This window comes from Prevotella sp. P5-50, assembly GCF_002251295.1.
Classification (GTDB): Bacteria; Bacteroidota; Bacteroidia; order Bacteroidales; family Bacteroidaceae; genus Prevotella.
On record NZ_NPJA01000019.1, the window covers coordinates 214,361 to 236,561 of the forward strand.

Genomic DNA, 22,201 nt, shown 5'->3' on the forward strand with positions numbered 1-22,201 from the left:
TTAAATAAATTACACGATTATGAACAACCCAGTTTTATTGGAAAATCTTCGATGCATTCCGGATTTTCCGAAGAAAGGCATTAATTTCCGCGACGTAACAACACTCTATAAGAATCCAGAGTGCATGAAGATTATGGTCAATGAAATGTATGAACTCTACAAAGACAAGGGAATCACCAAAATTGTAGGCATCGAAAGCCGCGGTTTTGTCATGGCCGCTGCCCTAGCTACTAAACTCGGCGCAGGTGTTGTATTGGCAAGAAAACCTGGAAAACTCCCCGCTACGGTTATCAAAGAGTCTTTTTCTAAAGAGTACGGAGTAGACACCGTTGAAATGCACATCGACTCTATCGATGAAAACGACGTAGTTCTTATCCACGACGATCTACTTGCCACCGGTGGAACCGCAAAGGCAACTTTAAAACTCGTGAACCACTTCCATCCCAAGAAAGTATATATGAACTTTATCATCGAAATAACCGACGAAGGACTGCACGGACGCGATTGCCTTGAAAAGGACGTAGAAGTAACAACCTTGATGGTTATTTAAATCATTCTCATACACCCCTGTTTCACGTGAAACAACAGCAACATGACTAAAGAAGAGAACGAGGCGCGCATTGCAAGACTAAAATCTATTGTGCTGAATATGCCAGAGAAACCGGGCAGCTATCAGTACTACGACGAAAATGGCACTATAATATATGTAGGCAAAGCCAAACGCTTAAAATCGCGCGTCTCTTCCTATTTTCACACAGAAGTAGATCGTTTCAAGACAAAAGTACTTGTATCGAAGATTCACGATATAAGCTATACGGTAGTAAACACCGAAGAGGACGCGCTATTATTGGAAAATTCTCTCATTAAGAAATATAACCCTCGATACAACGTACTACTTAAAGACGGCAAGACCTACCCCAGCATTTGCATCACCAAAGAGTATCTTCCTCGTATTTTCAGCACGCGTACAATCAATAAGAAATGGGGAACGTATTATGGGCCATATTCTCATGTGGCTTCGATGAATGCCGTGTTGGATCTTATCAAAAAGCTCTATCATCCCCGCAGTTGCCGTTTTCCCATCACCTGGGATGGCGTAGAGCAACGTAAATATCAGGTTTGCCTGGAATACCACATGAAGAATTGCGGTGCGCCATGCATTGGTAAACAGAGTATGGAAGACTATCAACGTAACATCGAACAGGCCCGCGAGATTCTAAAAGGCAACACGCGTGATGTTTTACGCGCCATGAAAGACGAAATGATGGCTTTGGCGGAGGAATTACGGTTTGAAGAGGCAGAAGAAGTGAAACGTCGATATTTGCTCATCGACCAATTTGTTTCGAAGAGCGAAGTAGTAAGCCATACGATTAATAATGTTGATGTACTTACGATTACTAATGACGAAAAAATTGCTTTCGTCAACTATATCCATGTAGCGAATGGCGCAATCAACCAGAGCTTCACATTTGAATATAAGAAGCGCTTGGATGAAAGCGATGAAGAATTGCTTCAATTGGCGATTGTAGAGATGCGTGAACGCTTTCAAAGCAATGCGCGGGAGATTATACTACCACAGGAAATAAACTGCAATCTGGAGGGAGTAACCATTACTGTACCACAACGCGGCGACAAGAAAACGCTTCTCGATCTTTCCCTTATGAACGGGAAACAGTATAAATTTGACCGACTAAAGCAAGCAGAAAAGTTAAATCCTGAACAGAAATCAGTACGACTGATGAAAGAAATACAGGACGCACTCCATTTGCCTAAACTTCCATATCAGATAGAATGTTTCGACAACTCCAATATTAGCGGTACAGACGCCGTGGCTGCATGCGTCGTTTTCAAGAAGGCAAAACCTTCAAAACAAGACTATCGTAAGTATAATATAAAGACTGTGGTTGGTGCAGATGACTACGCAAGCATGAAGGAAGTAGTTGGTAGGCGTTATCGTCGTCTGATAGACGAACAACAACCTCTACCTGATCTCATTATTGCCGATGGTGGAAAGGGGCAGATGGAGGTTATTCGCGAAGTCATTCAAGATGAATTGAAACTAGACATTCCTATCGCAGGATTGGCAAAAGATGACCGTCACAGAACTAATGAACTGCTCTACGGATTTCCACCAAGGGTAATTGGAATGAAGACAGACTCAGAACTGTTCCGACTTTTCACTCAAATACAAGATGAAGTGCACCGTTTTGCAATTACATTCCACCGCGACAAGCGTTCCAAGCACCAACTCCACAGCGAACTGGACGATATTAAAGGTATTGGTCCTAAAACGCGAGACAGTCTCTTGAAGGCACTAAAAAGCGTAAAACGTATTCGCGAAGCAGACTTAAATACCCTAAATAAGATTGTGGGCGAAGCCAAAGCAAATATTATCTTTGAGCATTTCAACAAACCATAAAGCATGCACAAAAAGATCGGTCTGAGTCAATAACCATGCAGCATAAGATAAACCAGCAAAGAAACATGCCCGAAAAACACTTTAATTTGCCGCTCAGAGACAACGAGCAACATATATAGAGAGTTTATCCACAATACTAATCAAACGGCTTTAGATAGAAAAAAAAGCATATTCATTAACAAAAAAAACAACCAAAGTAATAGTTAAACAAACCTATCATTTTAAAAACCTTTATTATAATAGTAAGGAGTAAGACAACGCTTACTTGATATTTCGCTCACTTAATCGTACCTCTGCGACTACAGCGCTTAGGTACTAACATTCGGAAATAAAAAAGAAAATGGGATTTTCTTTTGTATTTCGCTCACTTAATCGTACCTTTGTAGCATGAGAGTAGTAATACAACGCGTACAGCATGCCAGCGTAACAATAGAAGGCACATTACATTCCAAAATTGGTAAAGGTTATCTTATCCTATTAGGAGTGTGTGAAGAAGATACTTCTGAAGACGTGGAATGGCTGGTAAAAAAGATAGTAGGCCTAAGAGTCTTTGAAGATGAAAACGGAGTGATGAATCGTTCTATTATGGAAGAAGATGGTGAAGCACTCGTAGTAAGCCAGTTTACACTATATGCAAGCTATAAGAAAGGCAACCGGCCATCGTGGTTTCGTGCAGCCAGTCACGAGATTTCCATACCTCTATACGAGGAATTTTGCAGTAAGTTAAGTGAAGCGATGAACAAGCCTGTTGGCACAGGAGAATTTGGGGCAGACATGAAAGTGGAACTCTTGAACGATGGTCCTGTTACCATCTGCATGGACACTAAAAACAAGGAATAGCTAACAAATAGAAACAGATAAGCTTGATGATTAAAAGGGTTTTAACCGAAGAAAAGTGGTCAACTATAGCCTATATCTTAAACATAGTGGGCTTAGTGATGATCTTCACACGAAAATCATGGGATACATACAATCCATGGTATGGTTTAATAGGAGGGCTATTGATTGTGTTAGGCTTTAGCATCAACACATACATAGATTTCCCCCACCCTTTTCGTCAAGCAGAAACATCTAAAAAATTTGGGATTATATTTCGAATTTGCGCAATAATAGTACTCATCATCTTGCTTATCTATACAATATTTGAAGAACAGTCAGAACTATCTTTGAACATGTAAATACTTCTAAATAATGACTATAAAAGAAGCTCAAGAAACAGTTGACAATTGGATCAAAGAATACGGAGTACGTTATTTCTCCGAACTTACCAATATGGCTTGCCTAACAGAAGAGGTAGGTGAGCTGGCTCGTATCATAGCCAGGAAATATGGCGATCAGAGTTTCAAAGAAGGTGAAAAGTGTGACCTTAGCGACGAGATGGCCGATGTGTTATGGGTGTTACTATGCCTTGCCAACCAAACAGGTGTGGACCTTACAGAAGCATTGGCACGTAACCTTGCAAAGAAAACACAACGCGACGCCACACGCCACATCAACAACCCAAAGTTGAAGTAATAACTAAAAGTCATTGCCCCACCCCTCCAAGGGGCAATATTTCATTTACAAATAAAAAAACAACAATAAAAAAAGAACAATATGGCAGAGAAACTGAACAAGAAACAAGACGAGAACAAATACGAAAAAGCTTTGAGTCTCTACAATTGTGAAGTATCCGACGAAGAAGTGCGTGACGCAGTCCGCAAGATTATCGCAGAGAAAGTTCATGAAAACGACAACCTTGAGGTGAAAAAATTCCTCATGGGTAGTGTTGAACTTACAACGTTGAAGACCACCGATTCAGAGGATAGTGTACTTGCATTTACCGAGCGCGTCAACCAGTTTGACGAGCAATATCCAGAACTACCCCATGTAGCCACTATTTGTGTCTATCCTTGTTTTGCTAAAACAGTTAGCGAAACACTTGAAGTTGATGGAGTAGAGATTGCCTGCGTGAGCGGCAGTTTTCCCTCATCACAGGCACTTATCGAGGTAAAGGTAGCAGAGACTGCCCTTGCAATAAAGGATGGTGCAACAGAGATAGATATTGTCATGCCAGTAGGAAAATTCCTAAGTGGCAACTATGAAGAAGTGGCAGATGAAATCTCCGAACTGAAGAATGTATGTGGAGAGAAGAAGATGAAGGTAATTCTTGAAACTGGATGCTTGAAAACAACAGCCAATATTAAGAAGGCCTCTATCCTTTCTATGTATGCAGGAGCAGATTATATCAAGACCTCAACAGGAAAGTTAGAACCCGCTGCAACCCCGGAAGCTGCTTATGTCATGTGTCAAGCTATCAAGGAATATTATGATAAGACAGGCATCCAGATAGGTTTCAAGCCTGCTGGTGGTCTCAATACCGTCATGGACGCCATCACGATGTACACTATAGTCAAGGAAGTTTTGGGTGAAAAATGGCTCACCAACCAATGGTTCCGTATGGGCACATCACGCCTTGCCAACCTGCTTTTGAGCGAGGTGGTAGGTCATGAGACCAAGTTCTTCTAAAGGCGACGCTCTATCACGTAGTCAACATAGGCAGTCAAGGCATCCTTGACTGCCTTTTCTTTTACGCTATTGTTGATGTAAGACATACATATCTTACTCATTTCCAACATCTTTTGTTCAGCATATTCAATACCGCCGTTATTCTTCGCAAACTCTACCAGTACCGCAATTTCATCCTTATTGACTGTGCCTTCTTTTACTTTACGTACCAAAGTCAGCATCGACTCCATTGGTGTATGATTAAGTGCATATATTACAGGAAGCGTTAGCTTACCTTCCATCATATCGTTTCCTGTGGGCTTGCCAATTTCTTTAGAATCATAATAATCAAATATATCATCTCTGATTTGGAACATAACACCCAAAGTCTGTCCAAATTCGCCAGCTTTTTCTATTTCTTCATCGGATGCACCAGTAGATAAGGCACCGATTACGCAACATGCTTCAAAGAGCGCAGCCGTTTTCTGTTTGATAACCTGATAATAAACTTCCTCGCTAATGTCCTGATTTTGAATGTTCGACAGTTGTAGTATTTCACCTGCAGCAAGTGTCCGTCCGAGTTCAGAGAGGTTCTGCACAATACGTTTATTACCTGTTTTAGCAACATTGAGCAACGCAGTAGAAAGTATAAAATCACCCACAAGTACAGCTACCTTATTATTATAAGTAGCATTAACCGATGCCTGTCCGCGTCGTTCATCACTTTCATCCACCACATCATCATGCACAAGAGAAGCAGTATGCAGTAGCTCAAGACCTACAGCAGCATGCTGGGTCTCTACCGATACCTGCCCATAGTTCTTCGCTACGAGTAAAGTCAACATAGGTCTCATACGTTTTCCACCTCGTTGTCTGATGTGATCCAACACTTGAGAAAGCAAAGCTTCATCATGTTTGAGATTACTATTCATCAACTCAATAAAATCGTTGAGTTCCTTCTCTATTGGGTGCTTAATAAGTGATAAATGATCCATAATCGCAGAAATTTAATGCAAAAATAGTGAAAATCTCGCAGTAATGAGAAATTATTTAGTAATTTTACGCAGAAAATAGAAAATGTTATGAATAAACTATTCCTTTTAGACGCTTACGCACTGATATACCGTTCATATTACGCCTTTATCAAGAACCCGCGTATCAATTCCAAGGGGCTGAATACTTCAGCAATCGTAGGGTTTGTAAACACCCTCCAGGAAGTACTTACGAAAGAGCAACCCACACACATTGGCGTGGCATTTGACCCTCATGGACCCACATTTCGCAGCGAAGCATTCCCAGAATACAAAGCACAACGTGAGGCAACTCCAGAAGACATCCGCAAGTCTGTTCCCATCATCAAAGACCTCTTGCGTGCATGGAACATATCCATCCTTGAAGTTGATGGCTATGAAGCTGATGATGTGATAGGTACTTTGGCCACAAAGGCAGGCGAGTTGGGTGTTGACACCTATATGCTCACGCCCGATAAGGACTATGGCCAATTGGTGACAGAACACGTGCACATCTATCGTCCACGACATGGCGGTGGTTATGAAGTAATGGGACCAGAAGAAGTGAAAGCCAAATACAACATCCCCTCGCCTACTGCCGTCATCGACTTGCTCGCCTTAATGGGCGATGCAGCCGACAACTTTCCAGGTTGCCCAGGTGTTGGAGAAAAGACAGCAGCCAAGCTCATCGGCCAATTTGGAAACATCGACCAGCTCCTTGCCCACACCTCAGAACTGAAAGGTGCATTGAAGACAAAAGTCGAAAACCACGTCGATGACATCCGCCTATCACTTTTCCTCGCCACAATCAAAACCGATGTTCCCGTCGAACTCAACCTTGACGAATTGAAGGTGAGTCACCCCAATGAGGAAGAACTGGGTCGTTTACTCGAAGAATTAGAGTTTAAGAGCCTTGCCAACAAGATTCTTAAAAAATCTAAAAATACTCAAACATCTGCTAATCCTCAGCTCTCTCTCTTTGCAGAATTTGCGCCCGAGAGTGCGGAAAGCTCAAAATTTTCGAGTTTTGAGAGCTTAAAAACCACTCCTCACAAATATCATCTTGTTGATAATGAGGAAGAAATGCAACGCATTTGTGACTATTTTAGGACAGTTGAAAATGTCAGTCTAGACACAGAGACCACTTCGACAACAGCAATAGACGCAGAACTCGTAGGTTTGAGCTTTGCGACAAAGGAACACGAAGCGTATTACGTACCAGTGCCAGCAGATAGAGCCGAAGCACAAAAAGTAGTTGAAATTTTCCGCCCGATCTATGAGAGCGACAAAATAGTAAAGGTTGGACAAAATCTAAAATACGATTTGGAAGTGTTGCGCAACTATGACATTCATCTGCAAGGTCCGATGTTCGACACCATGATAGCCCATTATCTTCTCCAACCCGAACTGCACCACAACATGGACTACATGGCAGAAGCATATCTCCACTACCAAACCATCCACATCGACGAACTGATAGGACCGAAAGGAAAAAAGCAACGTTCGATGCGCGACCTCACTCCCGAACAGGTCTATGAATATGCTGCCGAGGACGCAGACATTACTCTTCAACTGAAAAACCACCTTGAGCCACAACTCAAAGAATATGGTGCTGACCGCCTGTTCTACGATATCGAGATGCCATTGATGCCTGTATTGGCAGAAATGGAAATGAATGGTGTATGTATTGATGCGTCATCATTGGCTGATACCTCATTACAACTTACCGAACGCATAAACACTATAGAACAAGAGATCTATACCTTGGCAGGCGAAACATTCAACATTGCCTCCCCCAAACAAGTTGGCGATGTGCTGTTTGGTAAACTGAAGATTGTTGAAAAACCCAAGAAAACCAAGACCGGACAGTATGTCACAAGTGAAGAAGTGCTCCAACAGTTACGCCACAAACACGAGATAGTAGATAAGATTCTGCAACATCGTGGATTGAAGAAACTCTTGGGCACCTATATCGATGCACTCCCCCGACTCATCAATCCCCGTACCGGCCACATCCACACCTCATTCAACCAGACAATCACAGCCACCGGACGCCTTTCGTCAAGCGATCCCAACTTACAAAACATACCTGTGCGAGGTGAAGATGGCAAAGAAATCCGTAAAGCATTCATCCCCGAACCTGGATGCCTTTTCTTCTCTGCCGACTATAGTCAGATTGAACTACGTGTCATGGCACATCTAAGTGGGGATGAAAACATGATTCGGGTATTCCGCGAAGGCAAGGACCTGCATGCTGCCACAGCTGCCAACATCTATAAAAAAGATATCAACGAGGTTACTCGCGATGAGCGCTCCAAGTCTAAGCGCGCCAATTTCGGAATTATCTACGGCATCACCGTGTTTGGTCTTGCCGAGCGTCTTGACATCGACCGTAGTGAGGCTAAACAACTGATAGACGGATACTTTGATACTTTCCCACAAGTGCATGACTATATGGAGAAGGCCAAAGCGCTGGCTCACGAACAAGGTTATGTCACTACCCTGTTTGGCCGTCGCCGCTATTTGCCCGACATCAATAGTGCCAATGCCGTGGTGCGCGGATTTGCCGAGCGCAATGCCATCAACGCTCCTATACAGGGAACTGCAGCCGACATCATTAAGGTAGCAATGATACGCATCTTCCAACGTTTCCAACAGGAAGGAATCCGCAGCAAGATGATTCTCCAGGTACACGACGAACTCAACTTCTCTGTCTATCCTGAAGAGCGTGCGCAAGTGGAGCGCATCGTACTCGAAGAGATGCAAGGAACCATCGAACTCCATGTTCCATTGGTAGCCGACAGCGGTTGGGGAGCCAACTGGCTTGAGGCCCACTAAACATCAGACAAGAATCAATAGAACTCTAAACATTATTCTATATAACACCAAACAAAATGAAAAGGAAACAACTCTTTCTGACCGTCACTACCCTATTGGTATGTTTGACCCTTACTGCAATGTTCACATCTTGCGGAGATGATGACTCAAAAACAGATGATTCTCAAAGCTGGATTTGCGGCAAATGGGATGTAAGCGTCGATGTCACCAACTACGAGAACAACAAGGTTGTTGAACACCGAACCGACAGAAAAGGTACAGCCAAGTTTGAAAGAAACGGCACCCTTAGTGGTTTTGAAGATTTCACGAAATGGAAACTTACCGCCAACACCCTGACCGTTAGCGGTTCGAAAGGTAACGTAAGCGAGAAAACTTTCAATATCTCAACAGATGCAAACAATCAAATCTTCACTTTCACCGAAGAGATAGAAACACTAAAGACAAATGACAGCACTTCTGCCAACGGCAAGATAGAAAAGAAATGCATCAAAGTGTATGTCTTCCGAAAAGACTACACTTACAGTTCTAACAAACAATAAGACCCTATCCATCGCCCGATGTGGATTCAACATCCTATCGGGCGATTATTTTATATCGGTCATAATTCCCACGAAAGTATATCCGCAAAACTTATATCTATTCGATGTCGCTCAGAAATAAAACAGATCGATATTCTTTTAATAACGCTTTGCCATGGTTTTCCAGACGTTTGGCAAAACGTATTGTCCAACGTTTGGTAAGGGTATTTCCTAAGGTTTGGCAAAGATATCGTCTAACGTTTGAAAAAGGTCTTTTCAAAGTTTGAAAAAGGTGTTATCCAACGTTTGACAAAAGTATTATCCAACGTTTGATAAAAGTATTATCCAACGTTTGATAAGAGTATTATCCAACGTTTGATAAAGGTGTTATCCAACGTTTGATAAAAGTATTATCAAGGTCTGAAAAAACGCTGATAAACTATAGTAAACCCATTTATACATCAATCGCTTAGCTGGTCCGTGTTGATGATAGATGGCAATCCGATGGTCGATGTGTGGTCGAAATTTCAGACATCGACCACCACTTAAAGTTCTAATATACTGCACGTTATACTATAGGTATGGTCGAGTGGTCGAAATTTTCTGAAAACTAAAATAACTGCGTGCTGAGGTAGTAATACTTTCTTGGACGACACGGATTTACAATGATGCCCACAAAGCAACCTTGCTGCCGTCAATAGAAAACATGCTTATTATCAACCGACAACACATTTATTCGCCATGAAAATCAGCACAATAAGTGAAAGAAAAGGTAGAAATGGAAATTTTGAACATTATGTAGTAATTTATGAATAGTATGATGTGATGGAAAAGTCGTAACTTTGCGCTCGATTAGTTATAGTTTAGAATATCAGAAGAAATATATCAAGCATAAGAAGATGAAAAAAGTATTGTTTTTTTGTATCGCTCTCTGTGCAATCACAATGGTCAAAGCACAGGAGACCCTTACGCTGAACCAGTGTTTGCAAATGGCGATAGACAACAATCTCTCGTTGAAAATCAGTCGAAATGAGGTTGCAAAAGGTAAACAAACCATTAGCGAAAACCGCGCCAAACTGTATCCACAGATCAATGCAGTGGCACAGCTCAACGACAACTTCACTCCACCAGTATCTGTCACCGATGGTTCGGCATACGGTAAGTCCTACAATGTGACCAAAACCCTACAATACAATGCCTCAGCAGGTTTACAATTACAGATGCCCCTCTACAACCAAATGGTGCTTACAGCTATCGACATTTCCAAAACTGTTGACCATCTGAACCAGCTCTCTTATGAGAAAGCGCGCGAAGATCTCATCGTGCAGACCGCCAAAGCCTATTATATGGCGCAAAACACATTAGAGCAAATTCGCTTGGTGAACGATAATATCAAGCGTTTGGAAGAGTTGCGCGACATCACCCAAGCATTCTACGACAACCAGATGAGCCTTGAAGTAGATTTGAAGCGCGTCAACCTCAATATCGAAAACCTCACCGTGCAGCGCGACAATGCCGTTGCCATGCTCGATCAGCAATATACCATGCTAAAATATGTCATCGACTATCCTGCCGACAAGGCCATCCAAGTGACCGACATGGAGCCTGCCAAGATAGAGGAAGTGAAGGCCAACGGCCTCAATACCGGCCTCTACGAACTGCAACTGCTTGAGAAGAAAAAGGAATTGACCAAGAAGCAAACCAAGCTTGCCAAAGACGGCTATCTTCCCACACTAAGCCTTACCGGCAGTCTGATGTACTCAGCTTTCACCGATAAGTTTGAACATTGGTTCCATTCGGGCGATTCCAACCATTGGTATGGCTCCAACGGTTTAGGCCTTCAGGTGCGCGTTCCCATCTTCGACGGTTTTGAGAAACGCTCTAAAATCAGACGTGCCAAGATAGAAGAAGACAATGCACGTATCGGCTATGAAAATGCCCTGAAAGGCATGCAGGCCAACTATATCAATGCTGTCAGCGAAGTAAACAACTGCCAACGCAACTACAAAAAGCAGTCAGACAATTATCTTTTGGCACAAGATGTATATAGCGTGACCGCCGACCAATATAAAGAAGGTGTCAGTTCGATGACCGCAGTACTCCAAGACGAGATGCGTATGAGCGAAGCCATGAATAATTATCTTACAGCCTGCTATAGCTATAAGATAGCCAACCTGTCACTTCTCAAACTCACCGGTCAACTGGACCAAGTGAAATAAAGCCATTTTCAAACTATATTATCATACAATAACAACGAACAAAACAAAACGAAGATATGGAAAACAAGGAAAACAAAGAAAATAAAGAAATGGAAAACGTAGAAACAGTACAGGAAGAAAATGCCAAGGAGTTTAAGAAGCTCAGAGGCCGTCGCCTCGTAGTCAGTCTTATCGGCATTGCCATTCTTGCCTATGGTCTATGGAAAATCGGCTGTCTCTTCTTCGATTACTCTTCCAATGAGTCGAGCAACGATGCCCAGATAGAGCAGTATATCTCTCCCGTTAACCTCCGTGCATCAGGCTACATAGCCAAAGTTTGTTTCAGAGAGCATCAAGAAGTGCATAAAGGCGACACCCTGCTCATTCTCGACGACCGAGAATACCGCATCCGTCTGATGGAGGCAGAGGCTGCGCTGAAGGATGCTTTGGCTGGCGCCAACGTCATCGATGCCACCAAGCAAACCACCGAGACCTCGGCATCTATCTATTCTGCCTCTATCGATGAGATAGAAGTGCGCCTCGCCAAACTTGCCAAAGACTGCGAACGCTACCGCAATTTGGTGGCCAAGAAAGCCGCAACCCCAATCCAACTGGAACAACTGGAAGTGGAATATGCCGCCACGAAAAAGAAACTCGAAGCCGTCAAGAAGCAACAAGCTGCTGCTTATAAAGGCGTCAACGAGGTGACCACTCGCAAGCAAAACGTTGCTGCCGCCATCGAGCGTGCTCAGGCAGCAGTTGAAATGGCCAAGTTAAACCTCTCCTACTGTGTTGTTGTGGCCCCTTGCAACGGTAAATTGGGACGCCGATCTATTGAGGAAGGCCAGATGGTCAATGCAGGAACCACCATCACCTATATTGTCCCCGACAATCAGAAATGGGTGGTAGCCAATTTCAAGGAGACCCAGATAGAGCACCTCTACGTAGGTCAGAAGGTGCGTATCAGCGTAGATGCTATGCACGACAAGGAGTTTGAAGGCACCGTTACCGCCATTTCCGGTGCCACAGGCGCTAAGTATTCACTTGTTCCTACCGACAATTCTGCCGGCAACTTCGTAAAGATTCAGCAGCGCGTGCCAGTACGCATCGACTTCACCAATATCAGCAAAGAGGACAATGCCCGCCTTGCCGCAGGTATGATGGTAATCGTCAAAGCCCAGAGAAAATAGTAAGATGTCGGAAAAGTATAAGAATTATCCGTTTTACAGTTGGGTGCCGAAACCACTTGGCATCATCTTTATGATCATCCTCTTCGTACCGATGATCACTATGGGTGGTGTCTATGCCGCCAACAGCGGTGAGATGATGAGCGGACTCGGCATCCAGTCGGAGTATATCGTCTTTGCCAGCTTCTGCACCTCAATAGGTATGGCAGCATTTTCGCCATTCTTCTATGACTTAGTGTGTATCCGACGAGAGAAGATGATGTGTATCGTAGGCTTCTCCATTCTCTTTCTGCTGAGTTATGTCTGTGCTATGACCGAATCGCTTTTCATTCTCGGTTTGTGCAGTCTGCTCATGGGTTTTGTGCGCCAAACGCTATTGATGGCCCATCTCTTCGTACTCATCAAGTATGCTTTCGGCATAGAAGCCACACGTAATCTCACACCAGGTTGTGAACCTACAACAGAGGAAGGTTGGGATGCTGCAGATAGCGAAAAGATGGTATCACAACCGGTCATCTACCTTTTCTTTATGATTATCGGACAACTCGGAACATGGCTTACAGCTTGGTTGGCCTACGCTTACGAGTGGCAGTATGTCTATCATTTCATGATGGCATTTATGCTTGCAGGCATCATCATCGTCTTCTTCACCATGCCCTATCATGAATATGCACTGCCAAAATTCCCCATATCCTTTTCAAAGTTTGGCAATGTCACGGTGTTCAGCGTTATGCTTTGCTCGTTTGTCTATGTCATGGTGTTTGGCAAAACATTAGACTGGTTTGACGACAAATCCATCTGCCTCTCCACACTGATATGCATCGTCTTTACGGGGTTGTTTATCTATTTGGAAGCCTCACGCCGATCACCTTATTTCATCATGGAGGTATTTAAAGTAAGGGTCGTCAACTATGGTATCATGCTGTTCTTTCTGCTGATGTTATGTAATTCAAGCAGCATGTTCGTCAATGTGTTCACCAATGTCAGCATGAAGATAGACAACTGGCAGAATGCCACTTTGGGCAATTGGGTAATGGTGGGCTATACCGTTGGACTCATCTTTGCCATTATAGCCAGAGCCAAAAACGTCCACTTGAAATGGATGTATGCCCTTGGATTTGTATTTATCGGTGCATACGCCCTCTTCATGTATTTCGAGGTTCAAAACGATGGAATGTATGAACGCATGAAGTGGCCCGTCATTATCCGCTCCACCGGAATGATGTTGCTCTATTCGCTGATATCCACTATTGCCAACCAACGCATGCCCTATCGATTTATGTCCACCTGGGTATGTATCATGCTCACCGTGCGTATGGTCATTGCACCAAGTATCGGTTCTGCACTCTATAGTAATGTGCTTCAGTACCGTCAACAGTATTATGTCACACGCTTCGCACAGGATTTCGATCGCACCAGTATCGAGACTGCCACCACCTACGACCAAACAATTCGGGGCATGCAGCATCAAGGCAAGAACGAGACCGAAGCACAACACATGGCAGCCATGAGCGTCAAGGGTAAGATTCAGGTGCAAGCCACGCTGACCACCATTAAGGAGATGGCCGGCTGGACTTTCTATGGGTGTATGGCCTGTGCGCTACTGATGCTTATCATCCCTTGGCGCAAGCGCAATCTGAAGGAACTCACTCGCGAATATTTGCTCAAGAATGTAGATGTCAGTTCACTTGGGGCAAAATAAGAGTGGGGCAAAATATCAAAAAAAGCAAGACTTTCATCGGGAAAGAATGATATTTTTGTTATCTTTGCACCAAATAAGGTCATGGGAACGGTCATCGTTCTCATGACTTGGGCAAAGAAACAATAAATGGAACAGACCGAAAACATCATCATCTGCAACGCCAGCACCTTTCCCCATTGGCTGACCGAACCCTTCTATTCCGACTATGTGGGTATAGTGGTTTGTCATCAGGGAACGTTTCATTTCTGTGTAGATGGCACTTCATATACTACTAAAGCAGATGAAACCGTATTCCTGTCAAAGGGCATCATGCTTCAAGTGACAGAAAGTTCTTCCGATTTACAGTTCACTTTACTCTTCTACCACAGCGAAAACATACGCCCCATGTTAGGCAATACTGTAGTCACCATGCGCCTCTATGCCACCATCTATCCTAAAGCATGCCACATTATCCATACAGGTTTTGAGAATATGCTTGCTTCTTATGCCCGCATGTTGCAGGCATTGGAGCAGCAAGAAGACACCAGTCCGTATAGTGCCTACGAAGAAAAACTCCTATTGCTGGCAGTCACTTACCGACTATGCAGTATCTTCTCCATGTCGTATAAAGTTGCAGGCAAGGATATGGCACGTAAGATAGAAATCTTCGAGTCGTTGCTCAAGCTCATTGAAGACAACTACATGCGTGAACGCAGTGTGGCATTCTATGCCGATCAACTGTGTCTTACACCAAAATACTTATCTGTCATGGTGAAATCGCTATGCGGAAACACTGTTCAACAATTGCTCTTCAAAGCCATTATCCGCCGTAGCATTTTCCTTATGAAGAATACCAATATGTCGATTCAACAGATTTCCTACGAGTTGAATTTTCCCAATGCTTCCACCTTCGGCACATTCTTCAAGAAGCACACGGGACTTTCACCCAAACACTACAGAATGGCTACAGAATAAGCTGTGTAGCCCACTGATATAGCACTATATCGGTTATCTTGCTGGAAAACTCATTTCAAATGCTTGATAACACGAGCAGGATTACCCACTGCCACCACATTAGAAGGGATGTCGCTGACCACCACACTACCCGCTCCTATCGTCACATTGTCGCCAATGGTGACACCGGGAAGAATAGTAGCACCACCACCAATCCACACACTATGGCCAATGGTGACTGGTTTTGCCCATTCACGACGTGTGTTACGCTCCTCAGGATTAGTACTGTGACAAGCGGTATAGATGCCAACATTGGGACCGATAAAACAGTCGTCGCCTATGGTTACAGGTGCTTCGTCGAGCACAGTCCAATTGAAATTGGCAAAGAAACGCTTACCCACGTGTATATTTGTACCATAATCACACCAGAACGGTTGTACAATAAAGGTATCAGTTTCACTGGTTCCCAACATCTGTTGCAGTTTTAAGTTGCGTGCCTGCAAATCGGTTGGACGTATCTGGTTGTATTCCCAACAATCTTCCTTACATTTATTCAATAGTTGTATAAGGTACGAATCACAAGCATTATACTCCTCGCCGCGCACCATTTTCTGGTATTCGACCATATTATGTTCGGTCATCATATTTTCACTTCTATATTAGGGTTCTGTCGTAGCAGTTCTTGTACAAACTCCTGACTGTTTTTGGGCGATATGATAATATCATCGAAGCGGTTGTAGAAAATACAAATGCGCTGAAGACTCAATGCTGGCGAACTAAGCATCGTACGACAAGGCGTTATCTTCAGTATCTTGTCGATAGGTACATCCCATCCGATAAACATGCCGCACCTCACCTTCAACACCCCTTCTCCAATGGTATAGTCGGTATGCAGCAACAGATCTACTAAGAGCCATGTCATCAACACCGTCACCACTACAATTATCCATTCATAGTTGGTGACTATCACCTGCCATATCAAAAAGCCGATAACGCACATGAATAATATCACGAGCCAAGTATCCACTCTCGATTTATATACCTTGTTTTCTATCATTTAGCGTTGCAGTTATTCGACTGCAAAGATACATTATTTTTTCGAACTCTACACCTTTTCTATAAACAAATACAAGAGAAGTCGTAGCAAAAAGATTGTCTTTATGGAGACAACCCAGAGTTTCTCGACTTACAAAGTGTCAGCCACATACCATGAAGGGCTGCCGCATCGAGATGCAACAGCCCTGTTATCAACATATATAAAAGCGCTTAACAAAGTAGCGCAGAGACTGCCAGTGCGTCATCGCCTTCATAGACTTTCATCTCTGTCATGGGCGAATAGTTGAAATTGGAAAAACGGAAAAGTTGAACTGCAAGGTATTCATAGTCTTGCGAACAAGCTATTTCCAAGCGGAAAGGTCCAACCGCAACAGTGGGCAACTTACCCTTTTCCACTTCGCTACGCATCGTCTTACCGTCAGTCTGAAGCAGTTGTGTGAGTCGGCCTTCCATATCTGGAGCATACTCATTGACCTTCAGATTGATTTTAGATGATGTGGGGGCGTAGGTAAGATTGGTCTTCAATCCGAGAAAACCACGACTGATATTAATACGAGAATCGTTGGAGAGAGCCTCAGCCATCTCCATGTGTTTATAATTTGCCATTGTTTTTTGATGTTAGAATGTGTTTCTTAAAATAAATAAATAAATGTGCTATAGGCCAAGAAGGCCAATAAAGAAACACACTGCTAACGCAGAATCCGCCTCAGTGCAATGATATAATACTGGCACGAGACGGCACTCTGATGGGGTGACACCTCTTGGCGACGACGCCCATCATAGTGATCATGTATAAGAATGATTGGGGTTTTCAGCGAAACGGCTACTAATCGCTGGCCTGTAGGATGCCCACCGCCCATGGTGGGCAAGCGCAACAAGCGTGGCATAGCAATACGATAGCCATCATAAACATCTGTCAACAGTGCCTCACCCAAAGGTTGATGTTTGCTATCATTATCATAGATCTGGTCGGAAACAGGCACCGATTCGTTACATCTTTCCACGGCAAAAACCTCCTGCTGCTGACCAAAAGTCATCAGCAGAAGCAACAATACAAAGTGGAAAAGACGCTGTTTCATAACTGCAAAATTAAACATTCTGCGCGAAAAAACGGCATATAAATCCATTTTTTACATGTTTCTTAATATTTTAAATAATATATGGATATTTTTTGTTAGATTGTAAGCAATCTTATATATATTGCTTACAATTCGTTTGCAAGCTTTCATTTGTAGATAGAAAACCACCGCTTATCCTATCATATTGCTATCTTATTTTGTAATTTTGCAAGCAGAACGAAAGTTTAAATAGAGGATAATATGACAAAGTGTAAGCAAACCAACAAACAACAAGGGCTTTATCAACATGATTATGAACATGATGCCTGCGGTGTGGGCATGGTGGTCAACATCCATGGCAATAAGAGTCACGAATTAGTAGATAATGCTTTACGAGTGCTGGAAAATATGCAGCACCGCGGTGCAGAGGGCGCTGACAAGAAAACCGGCGATGGTGCAGGTATCATGTTGCAGATTCCCCACGAGTTTATACTGCTTCAAGGCATTCCTGTACCTGAAAAAGGAAAGTACGGAACAGGTTTGATTTTCCTTCCAAAAGACAAGGAACGCCAACAAGAGATACTCTCTATTATGATAGAAGAAATAGAGCGCGAGGGGTTGCAGTTAATGCATCTGCGTAACGTGCCCGTCAATCCCGAATGTTTGGGACAGGCAGCACTGGGCAATGAACCCGACATCAAGCAGGTTTTCGTTACTGGAGTTGCCGACGACAGCGTTGCCGACTTTCCACGCACACTCTATGTCATCCGCAAAAAGATAGAACATCGCGTCAGCGATGAAGACTTCTATATCTGTTCGCTAAGCAACACAAACATCATTTACAAGGGAATGCTCACCAGCAAACAGCTGCGTGAGTATTTTCCCGATCTTTCAAATCCCTATTTCACCAGTGGTCTGGCACTTGTACACTCACGTTTCAGTACCAACACCTTCCCCACTTGGTCGCTCGCACAACCTTTCCGACTGTTGGCACACAATGGTGAAATAAACACCATACGCGGCAACCGTGGATGGATGCAGGCACGCGAAAGCGTATTGTTGAAAGAGGATTCACCACTTACTCCAGCAATCTCGCCCATCGTACAGCCGGGTATGAGCGACTCGGCATCACTTGATAATGTATTAGAATTCTTTGTGATGAGTGGTCTGTCATTGCCTCATGCCATGAGTATTCTTGTGCCTGAATCGTTCAACGACAAGAACCCAATATCCGAAGATCTTAAGGCTTTCTATGAATACCACTCTATTCTGATGGAGCCATGGGACGGTCCGGCAGCTCTACTTTTTAGCGATGGGCGCTTTGCCGGTGGTATGCTCGACCGCAATGGCCTACGTCCTGCACGCTATACCATTACTAAAAACGATACGATGGTAGTAGCTTCTGAGGCAGGAGTAATCGATTTCAATCCTACGGAAGTGGCTGAAAAAGGTCGCTTGCAACCAGGTAAAATCTTGCTCATCGATACCCAAGAGGGCAAAATCTACTATGATGGCGAAATCAAGGAACAGCTCGCCAAGGAGCATCCCTATCGCCAATGGCTTTCTACCAACCGTATCCAGTTGGAGAAACTCAAGAGCGGTCGCCATATAGCCAACAGCGTAGATAACCTTTTGCAAAAAGAAGTGATGTTCGGTTATGGCGAGGAAGATGTCGATGGCACCATCGCACCGATGGCAGTCAATGGTGTTGAGCCTACCGCTGCCATGGGTAACGACACACCATTGGCGGTGTTGAGCAATCGTCCACAAACGTTCTTCAACTATTTCCGTCAGCAGTTTGCCCAAGTCACAAACCCTGCTATCGACTCTATCCGCGAATCACTTGTCATGTCGCTCACGGAGTATATCGGTCGTGTAGGCGCTGGCATCCTCACTCCAGACGAGAGCAATTGTAAGATGGTGCGTCTCCCCCACCCCATTTTGAATAACACTCAGCTCGATATACTCTGCAATATTCGCTATAAAGGATTCAACACCGTGAAGCTTCCCATGCTCTTTGAATGTAAAAAGGGTGAAGATGGACTCCGCGATGCACTATCGAAACTCTGCCACGATGCAGAACAGTCGGTTGATGCAGGCTACAACTACATTATCTTATCAGACCGTGAAGTAGATCAAGACCACGCTGCCATCCCATCATTACTCGCAGTCAGTGCCGTCCACCATTATCTCATCAGCGTTGGAAAGCGTGTGCAAACCGCCCTTATCGTTGAAAGTGGCGAGATTCGTGAAACGATGCATGCTGCTCTGCTCTTAGGCTATGGCGCCTCAGCGCTGTGTCCTTATATGACGTTTGCCATACTCGACGACCTCGTCAAGCGCCACAAGATACAGGAAGACTATACTACAGCCGAGGCCAATTATATCAAGGCTGTCAAGAAAGGACTGTTTAAAATTATGGCTAAGATGGGTATTTCTACCATCCGTAGCTATCGCGGTGCTAAGATATTCGAGAGCATCGGACTCAACGAGAGTCTCCTGAAGGCATATTTCGGCACAGAGGTGAGCACCATTGGTGGTATCGGTTTGGAACGTATCGCACGCGATGCTATCATACTACACGACAAGGCTTTCGCCACCGGAAACGATGCAGAAACAGCAGCCGAGGCTTTCTTGCCCAATTTAGGACAGTTCCATTGGCGCAAAGACGGTATCCGTCATGCATGGAATCCAGAAACTATTGCCACCTTGCAACTTGCTACTCGCACAGGCAACTATGATAAATTCAAGGAATATACACACTTGGTGGATGACAAAGCAGACCCCATCTTCATCCGCGACTTCCTTGGTTTCAAGAAGAATCCTATCCCTCTTGAAGAGGTAGAACCCGTAGAAAGCATTGTCAAGCACTTTGTTTCAGGTGCAATGTCATTTGGCGCACTGTCGAAAGAAGCACACGAAGCCATTTGTCTGGCTATGAATCTGCTGGGAACAAGAAGTAATACTGGTGAGGGCGGTGAAGACTCTGAACGTTTTCACAGTACCGTTGACGGCATCTCTCTATCTTCTAAAACCAAGCAGGTGGCCAGTGGTAGATTCGGTGTCACAACTGAATATCTTGTCAATGCAGAAGAAATTCAAATCAAAGTAGCACAGGGTGCAAAACCTGGCGAAGGTGGTCAGTTGCCCGGATTCAAGGTCAATGAGGTCATTGCAAAGACACGTCACAGCATTCCGGGTATCAGTCTTATCTCTCCGCCACCACACCACGACATCTACTCTATCGAAGATTTGGCTCAACTCATCTTTGATTTGAAACACGTAAACCCTCGCGCTGCCATCAGCGTCAAGCTCGTTGCAGAAAGTGGTGTAGGAACTATTGCTGCCGGTGTAGCAAAGGCAAAGGCCGATCTTATCGTTATCAGCGGTGCTGAAGGCGGCACAGGCGCATCACCTGCCAGCAGTATGCGCTTTGCTGGAATATCGCCTGAAATCGGACTGAGCGAAACTCAGCAGACCTTGGTAAAGAATGGATTACGCGGACAGGTACGCCTCCAAGTTGATGGACAAATCAAAACCGGACGCGATGTCATACTCATGGCACTGATGGGTGCCGAGGAGTTTGGTTTCGGCACATCCGTACTTATCGTATTAGGATGTATGATGATGCGCAAATGTAACCTCAACACCTGTCCTATGGGTGTTGCCACACAGAATCCGGAACTGCGTAAGCACTTCATCGGACGCTACGAATATCTCGTCAACTACTTCACTTTCCTTGCAAGAGAAGTACGCGAATATTTGGCTGAAATGGGCTTCCGTCGCCTTAACGATATCGTGGGACATACAGAACTTGCTGTGGTAAAGGATACAGAGACAACAACAGACCACAAACCTGTGCTCGATTTCACACGTCTGCTCTTTAAAGAGGGTGACAGTAAGACAGCACTCTGCCATATCCCAACCAGCGAAATGCACACTGACACAACTTCGCTCGATGCACAGATGATACGCGGTGCAGAGCCAGCCATAGAGCGTCAGGAAGAAGTCAATCTTGACTTTGCCATCAGAAATACCGACCGAGCCGTTGGCGCAACACTTGCAGGAACCATTGCCCTCCGCTATGGACAGCAAGGATTACCCGACCAAACCATCAATGTGAAGTTCAAAGGATCGGCTGGTCAGTCATTTGGTGCATTCCTCAACAAGGGTATTTCATTCAAACTGGAAGGCGAAACCAACGACTACTTCGCAAAGGGACTATCAGGCGGACGTATTGCCATACTGCCTCCAGTACGATCTAACTTCAATGCAGAAGATAATATCATTGCAGGAAATACCGGACTTTATGGTGCTACAAGCGGCGAACTCTATATCAATGGTAAGGTTGGCGAACGTTTCGGAGTAAGAAACTCAGGAGCTATAGCCGTTATAGAAGGTGCTGGCGACCACTGTTGCGAATATATGACAGGCGGACGCGTCGTCGTTTTAGGACAGACAGGACGCAATTTTGCTGCAGGAATGTCGGGCGGTGTTGCTTACGTATGGGATAAAAACCATAACTTCGACTATTTCTGCAATATGGATATGGTAGAAATCAACCTTGTAGAAGAAGCACAGTACCGCAAGGAACTACACGAACTCATCAGACAACACTATCTGTACACCGGTTCAAAACTGGCACGTACCATGCTCGATGACTGGCAGCGTTACGTAGAGGACTTCATTCAAGTAGTTCCTATCGAATACAAACGCGTGCTGCAAGAAGAACAAATGAACAAACTCAGACAGAAAATCGCTGATATGCAAAGAGACTATTAAGCATTGAAGCACA

General features: G+C 44.2%; 17 protein-coding genes. 12 read left to right on the forward strand and 5 right to left on the reverse strand.

The window, feature by feature from the left end; genetic code table 11:
• The first annotated feature begins 19 nt into the window (after positions 1 to 19).
• From CIK88_RS04630 to deoC, 5 genes are all read left to right on the forward strand, one after another.
• The gene (locus CIK88_RS04630) at positions 20 to 550 is read left to right on the forward strand and encodes an adenine phosphoribosyltransferase (protein WP_094434848.1); all 531 of its coding nucleotides are present in this window, start codon (positions 20 to 22) and stop codon (positions 548 to 550) included.
• Positions 551 to 592: 42 nt separating this feature from the next.
• A complete protein-coding gene (uvrC, locus tag CIK88_RS04635) occupies positions 593 to 2,419 on the forward strand; it encodes an excinuclease ABC subunit UvrC (RefSeq protein ID WP_094434850.1) in 1,827 nt (608 codons plus the stop codon).
• 387 nt (positions 2,420 to 2,806) lie between these two features.
• Entirely contained in the window at positions 2,807 to 3,259 is a 453-nt protein-coding gene (gene dtd, locus CIK88_RS04640; protein ID WP_094434852.1) for a D-aminoacyl-tRNA deacylase, read from the forward strand.
• Between the two features lie 351 nt (positions 3,260 to 3,610).
• Positions 3,611 to 3,934 (forward strand): nucleotide pyrophosphohydrolase, encoded by a 324-nt coding sequence (locus CIK88_RS04650; protein WP_094389982.1) that lies wholly within the window; start codon positions 3,611 to 3,613, stop codon positions 3,932 to 3,934.
• An 81-nt stretch (positions 3,935 to 4,015) separates the two neighbouring features.
• Positions 4,016 to 4,927 (forward strand): deoxyribose-phosphate aldolase, encoded by a 912-nt coding sequence (gene deoC, locus CIK88_RS04655; RefSeq protein WP_094434856.1) that lies wholly within the window; start codon positions 4,016 to 4,018, stop codon positions 4,925 to 4,927.
• Here deoC and CIK88_RS04660 read toward each other — a convergent pair.
• Entirely contained in the window at positions 4,924 to 5,901 is a 978-nt protein-coding gene (locus CIK88_RS04660) for a polyprenyl synthetase family protein (RefSeq protein WP_094434858.1), read from the reverse strand. The genes deoC and CIK88_RS04660 overlap by 4 nt on opposite strands.
• Positions 5,902 to 5,988: 87 nt before the next feature.
• On the opposite strand from CIK88_RS04660, the gene polA reads away from it, so the two are divergent.
• From polA to CIK88_RS04690, 6 genes are all read left to right on the forward strand, one after another.
• Entirely contained in the window at positions 5,989 to 8,754 is a 2,766-nt protein-coding gene (gene polA / locus CIK88_RS04665) for a DNA polymerase I (protein WP_094434860.1), read from the forward strand.
• A 56-nt stretch (positions 8,755 to 8,810) separates the two neighbouring features.
• Positions 8,811 to 9,293, forward strand: coding sequence for a hypothetical protein (locus CIK88_RS04670; protein ID WP_094449308.1), 483 nt, complete (start codon positions 8,811 to 8,813; stop codon positions 9,291 to 9,293).
• Positions 9,294 to 10,171: 878 nt separating this feature from the next.
• Complete coding sequence (locus tag CIK88_RS04675) at positions 10,172 to 11,491, forward strand: TolC family protein (protein ID WP_094389987.1); 1,320 nt, start codon at positions 10,172 to 10,174, stop codon at positions 11,489 to 11,491.
• Positions 11,492 to 11,547: 56 nt separating this feature from the next.
• Positions 11,548 to 12,660, forward strand: coding sequence for an HlyD family secretion protein (locus CIK88_RS04680; RefSeq protein WP_094434864.1), 1,113 nt, complete (start codon positions 11,548 to 11,550; stop codon positions 12,658 to 12,660).
• A gap of 4 nt (positions 12,661 to 12,664) precedes the next feature.
• A complete protein-coding gene (locus CIK88_RS04685; RefSeq protein ID WP_094434866.1) occupies positions 12,665 to 14,359 on the forward strand; it encodes an MFS transporter in 1,695 nt (564 codons plus the stop codon).
• Positions 14,360 to 14,485: 126 nt separating this feature from the next.
• Entirely contained in the window at positions 14,486 to 15,313 is an 828-nt protein-coding gene (locus CIK88_RS04690; RefSeq protein ID WP_094434868.1) for an AraC family transcriptional regulator, read from the forward strand.
• A 50-nt stretch (positions 15,314 to 15,363) separates the two neighbouring features.
• Here CIK88_RS04690 and CIK88_RS04695 read toward each other — a convergent pair whose 3' ends face one another.
• The 4 genes from CIK88_RS04695 to CIK88_RS04710 all read right to left on the reverse strand — a co-directional run bounded on the left by CIK88_RS04695 (position 15,364) and on the right by CIK88_RS04710 (position 17,427).
• Positions 15,364 to 15,936, reverse strand: a complete 573-nt coding sequence (locus CIK88_RS04695; protein ID WP_254046850.1) for a sugar O-acetyltransferase — start codon at positions 15,934 to 15,936, stop codon at positions 15,364 to 15,366.
• Positions 15,933 to 16,349: a PH domain-containing protein gene (locus CIK88_RS04700; RefSeq protein ID WP_094434870.1), complete on the reverse strand. Its 417-nt coding sequence runs from the start codon at positions 16,347 to 16,349 to the stop codon at positions 15,933 to 15,935. The genes CIK88_RS04695 and CIK88_RS04700 overlap by 4 nt, the downstream gene beginning before the upstream one ends.
• Before the next feature lie 209 nt (positions 16,350 to 16,558).
• Positions 16,559 to 16,954 (reverse strand): hypothetical protein, encoded by a 396-nt coding sequence (locus tag CIK88_RS04705; RefSeq protein ID WP_094389992.1) that lies wholly within the window; start codon positions 16,952 to 16,954, stop codon positions 16,559 to 16,561.
• An 83-nt stretch (positions 16,955 to 17,037) separates the two neighbouring features.
• Positions 17,038 to 17,427, reverse strand: a complete 390-nt coding sequence (locus CIK88_RS04710) for a hypothetical protein (RefSeq protein WP_094434872.1) — start codon at positions 17,425 to 17,427, stop codon at positions 17,038 to 17,040.
• A gap of 240 nt (positions 17,428 to 17,667) precedes the next feature.
• Here CIK88_RS04710 and gltB point away from each other — a divergent pair, with 240 nt between their 5' ends.
• Positions 17,668 to 22,188, forward strand: a complete 4,521-nt coding sequence (gltB, locus tag CIK88_RS04715) for a glutamate synthase large subunit (protein WP_094434874.1) — start codon at positions 17,668 to 17,670, stop codon at positions 22,186 to 22,188.
• Positions 22,189 to 22,201 lie beyond the last annotated feature (13 nt).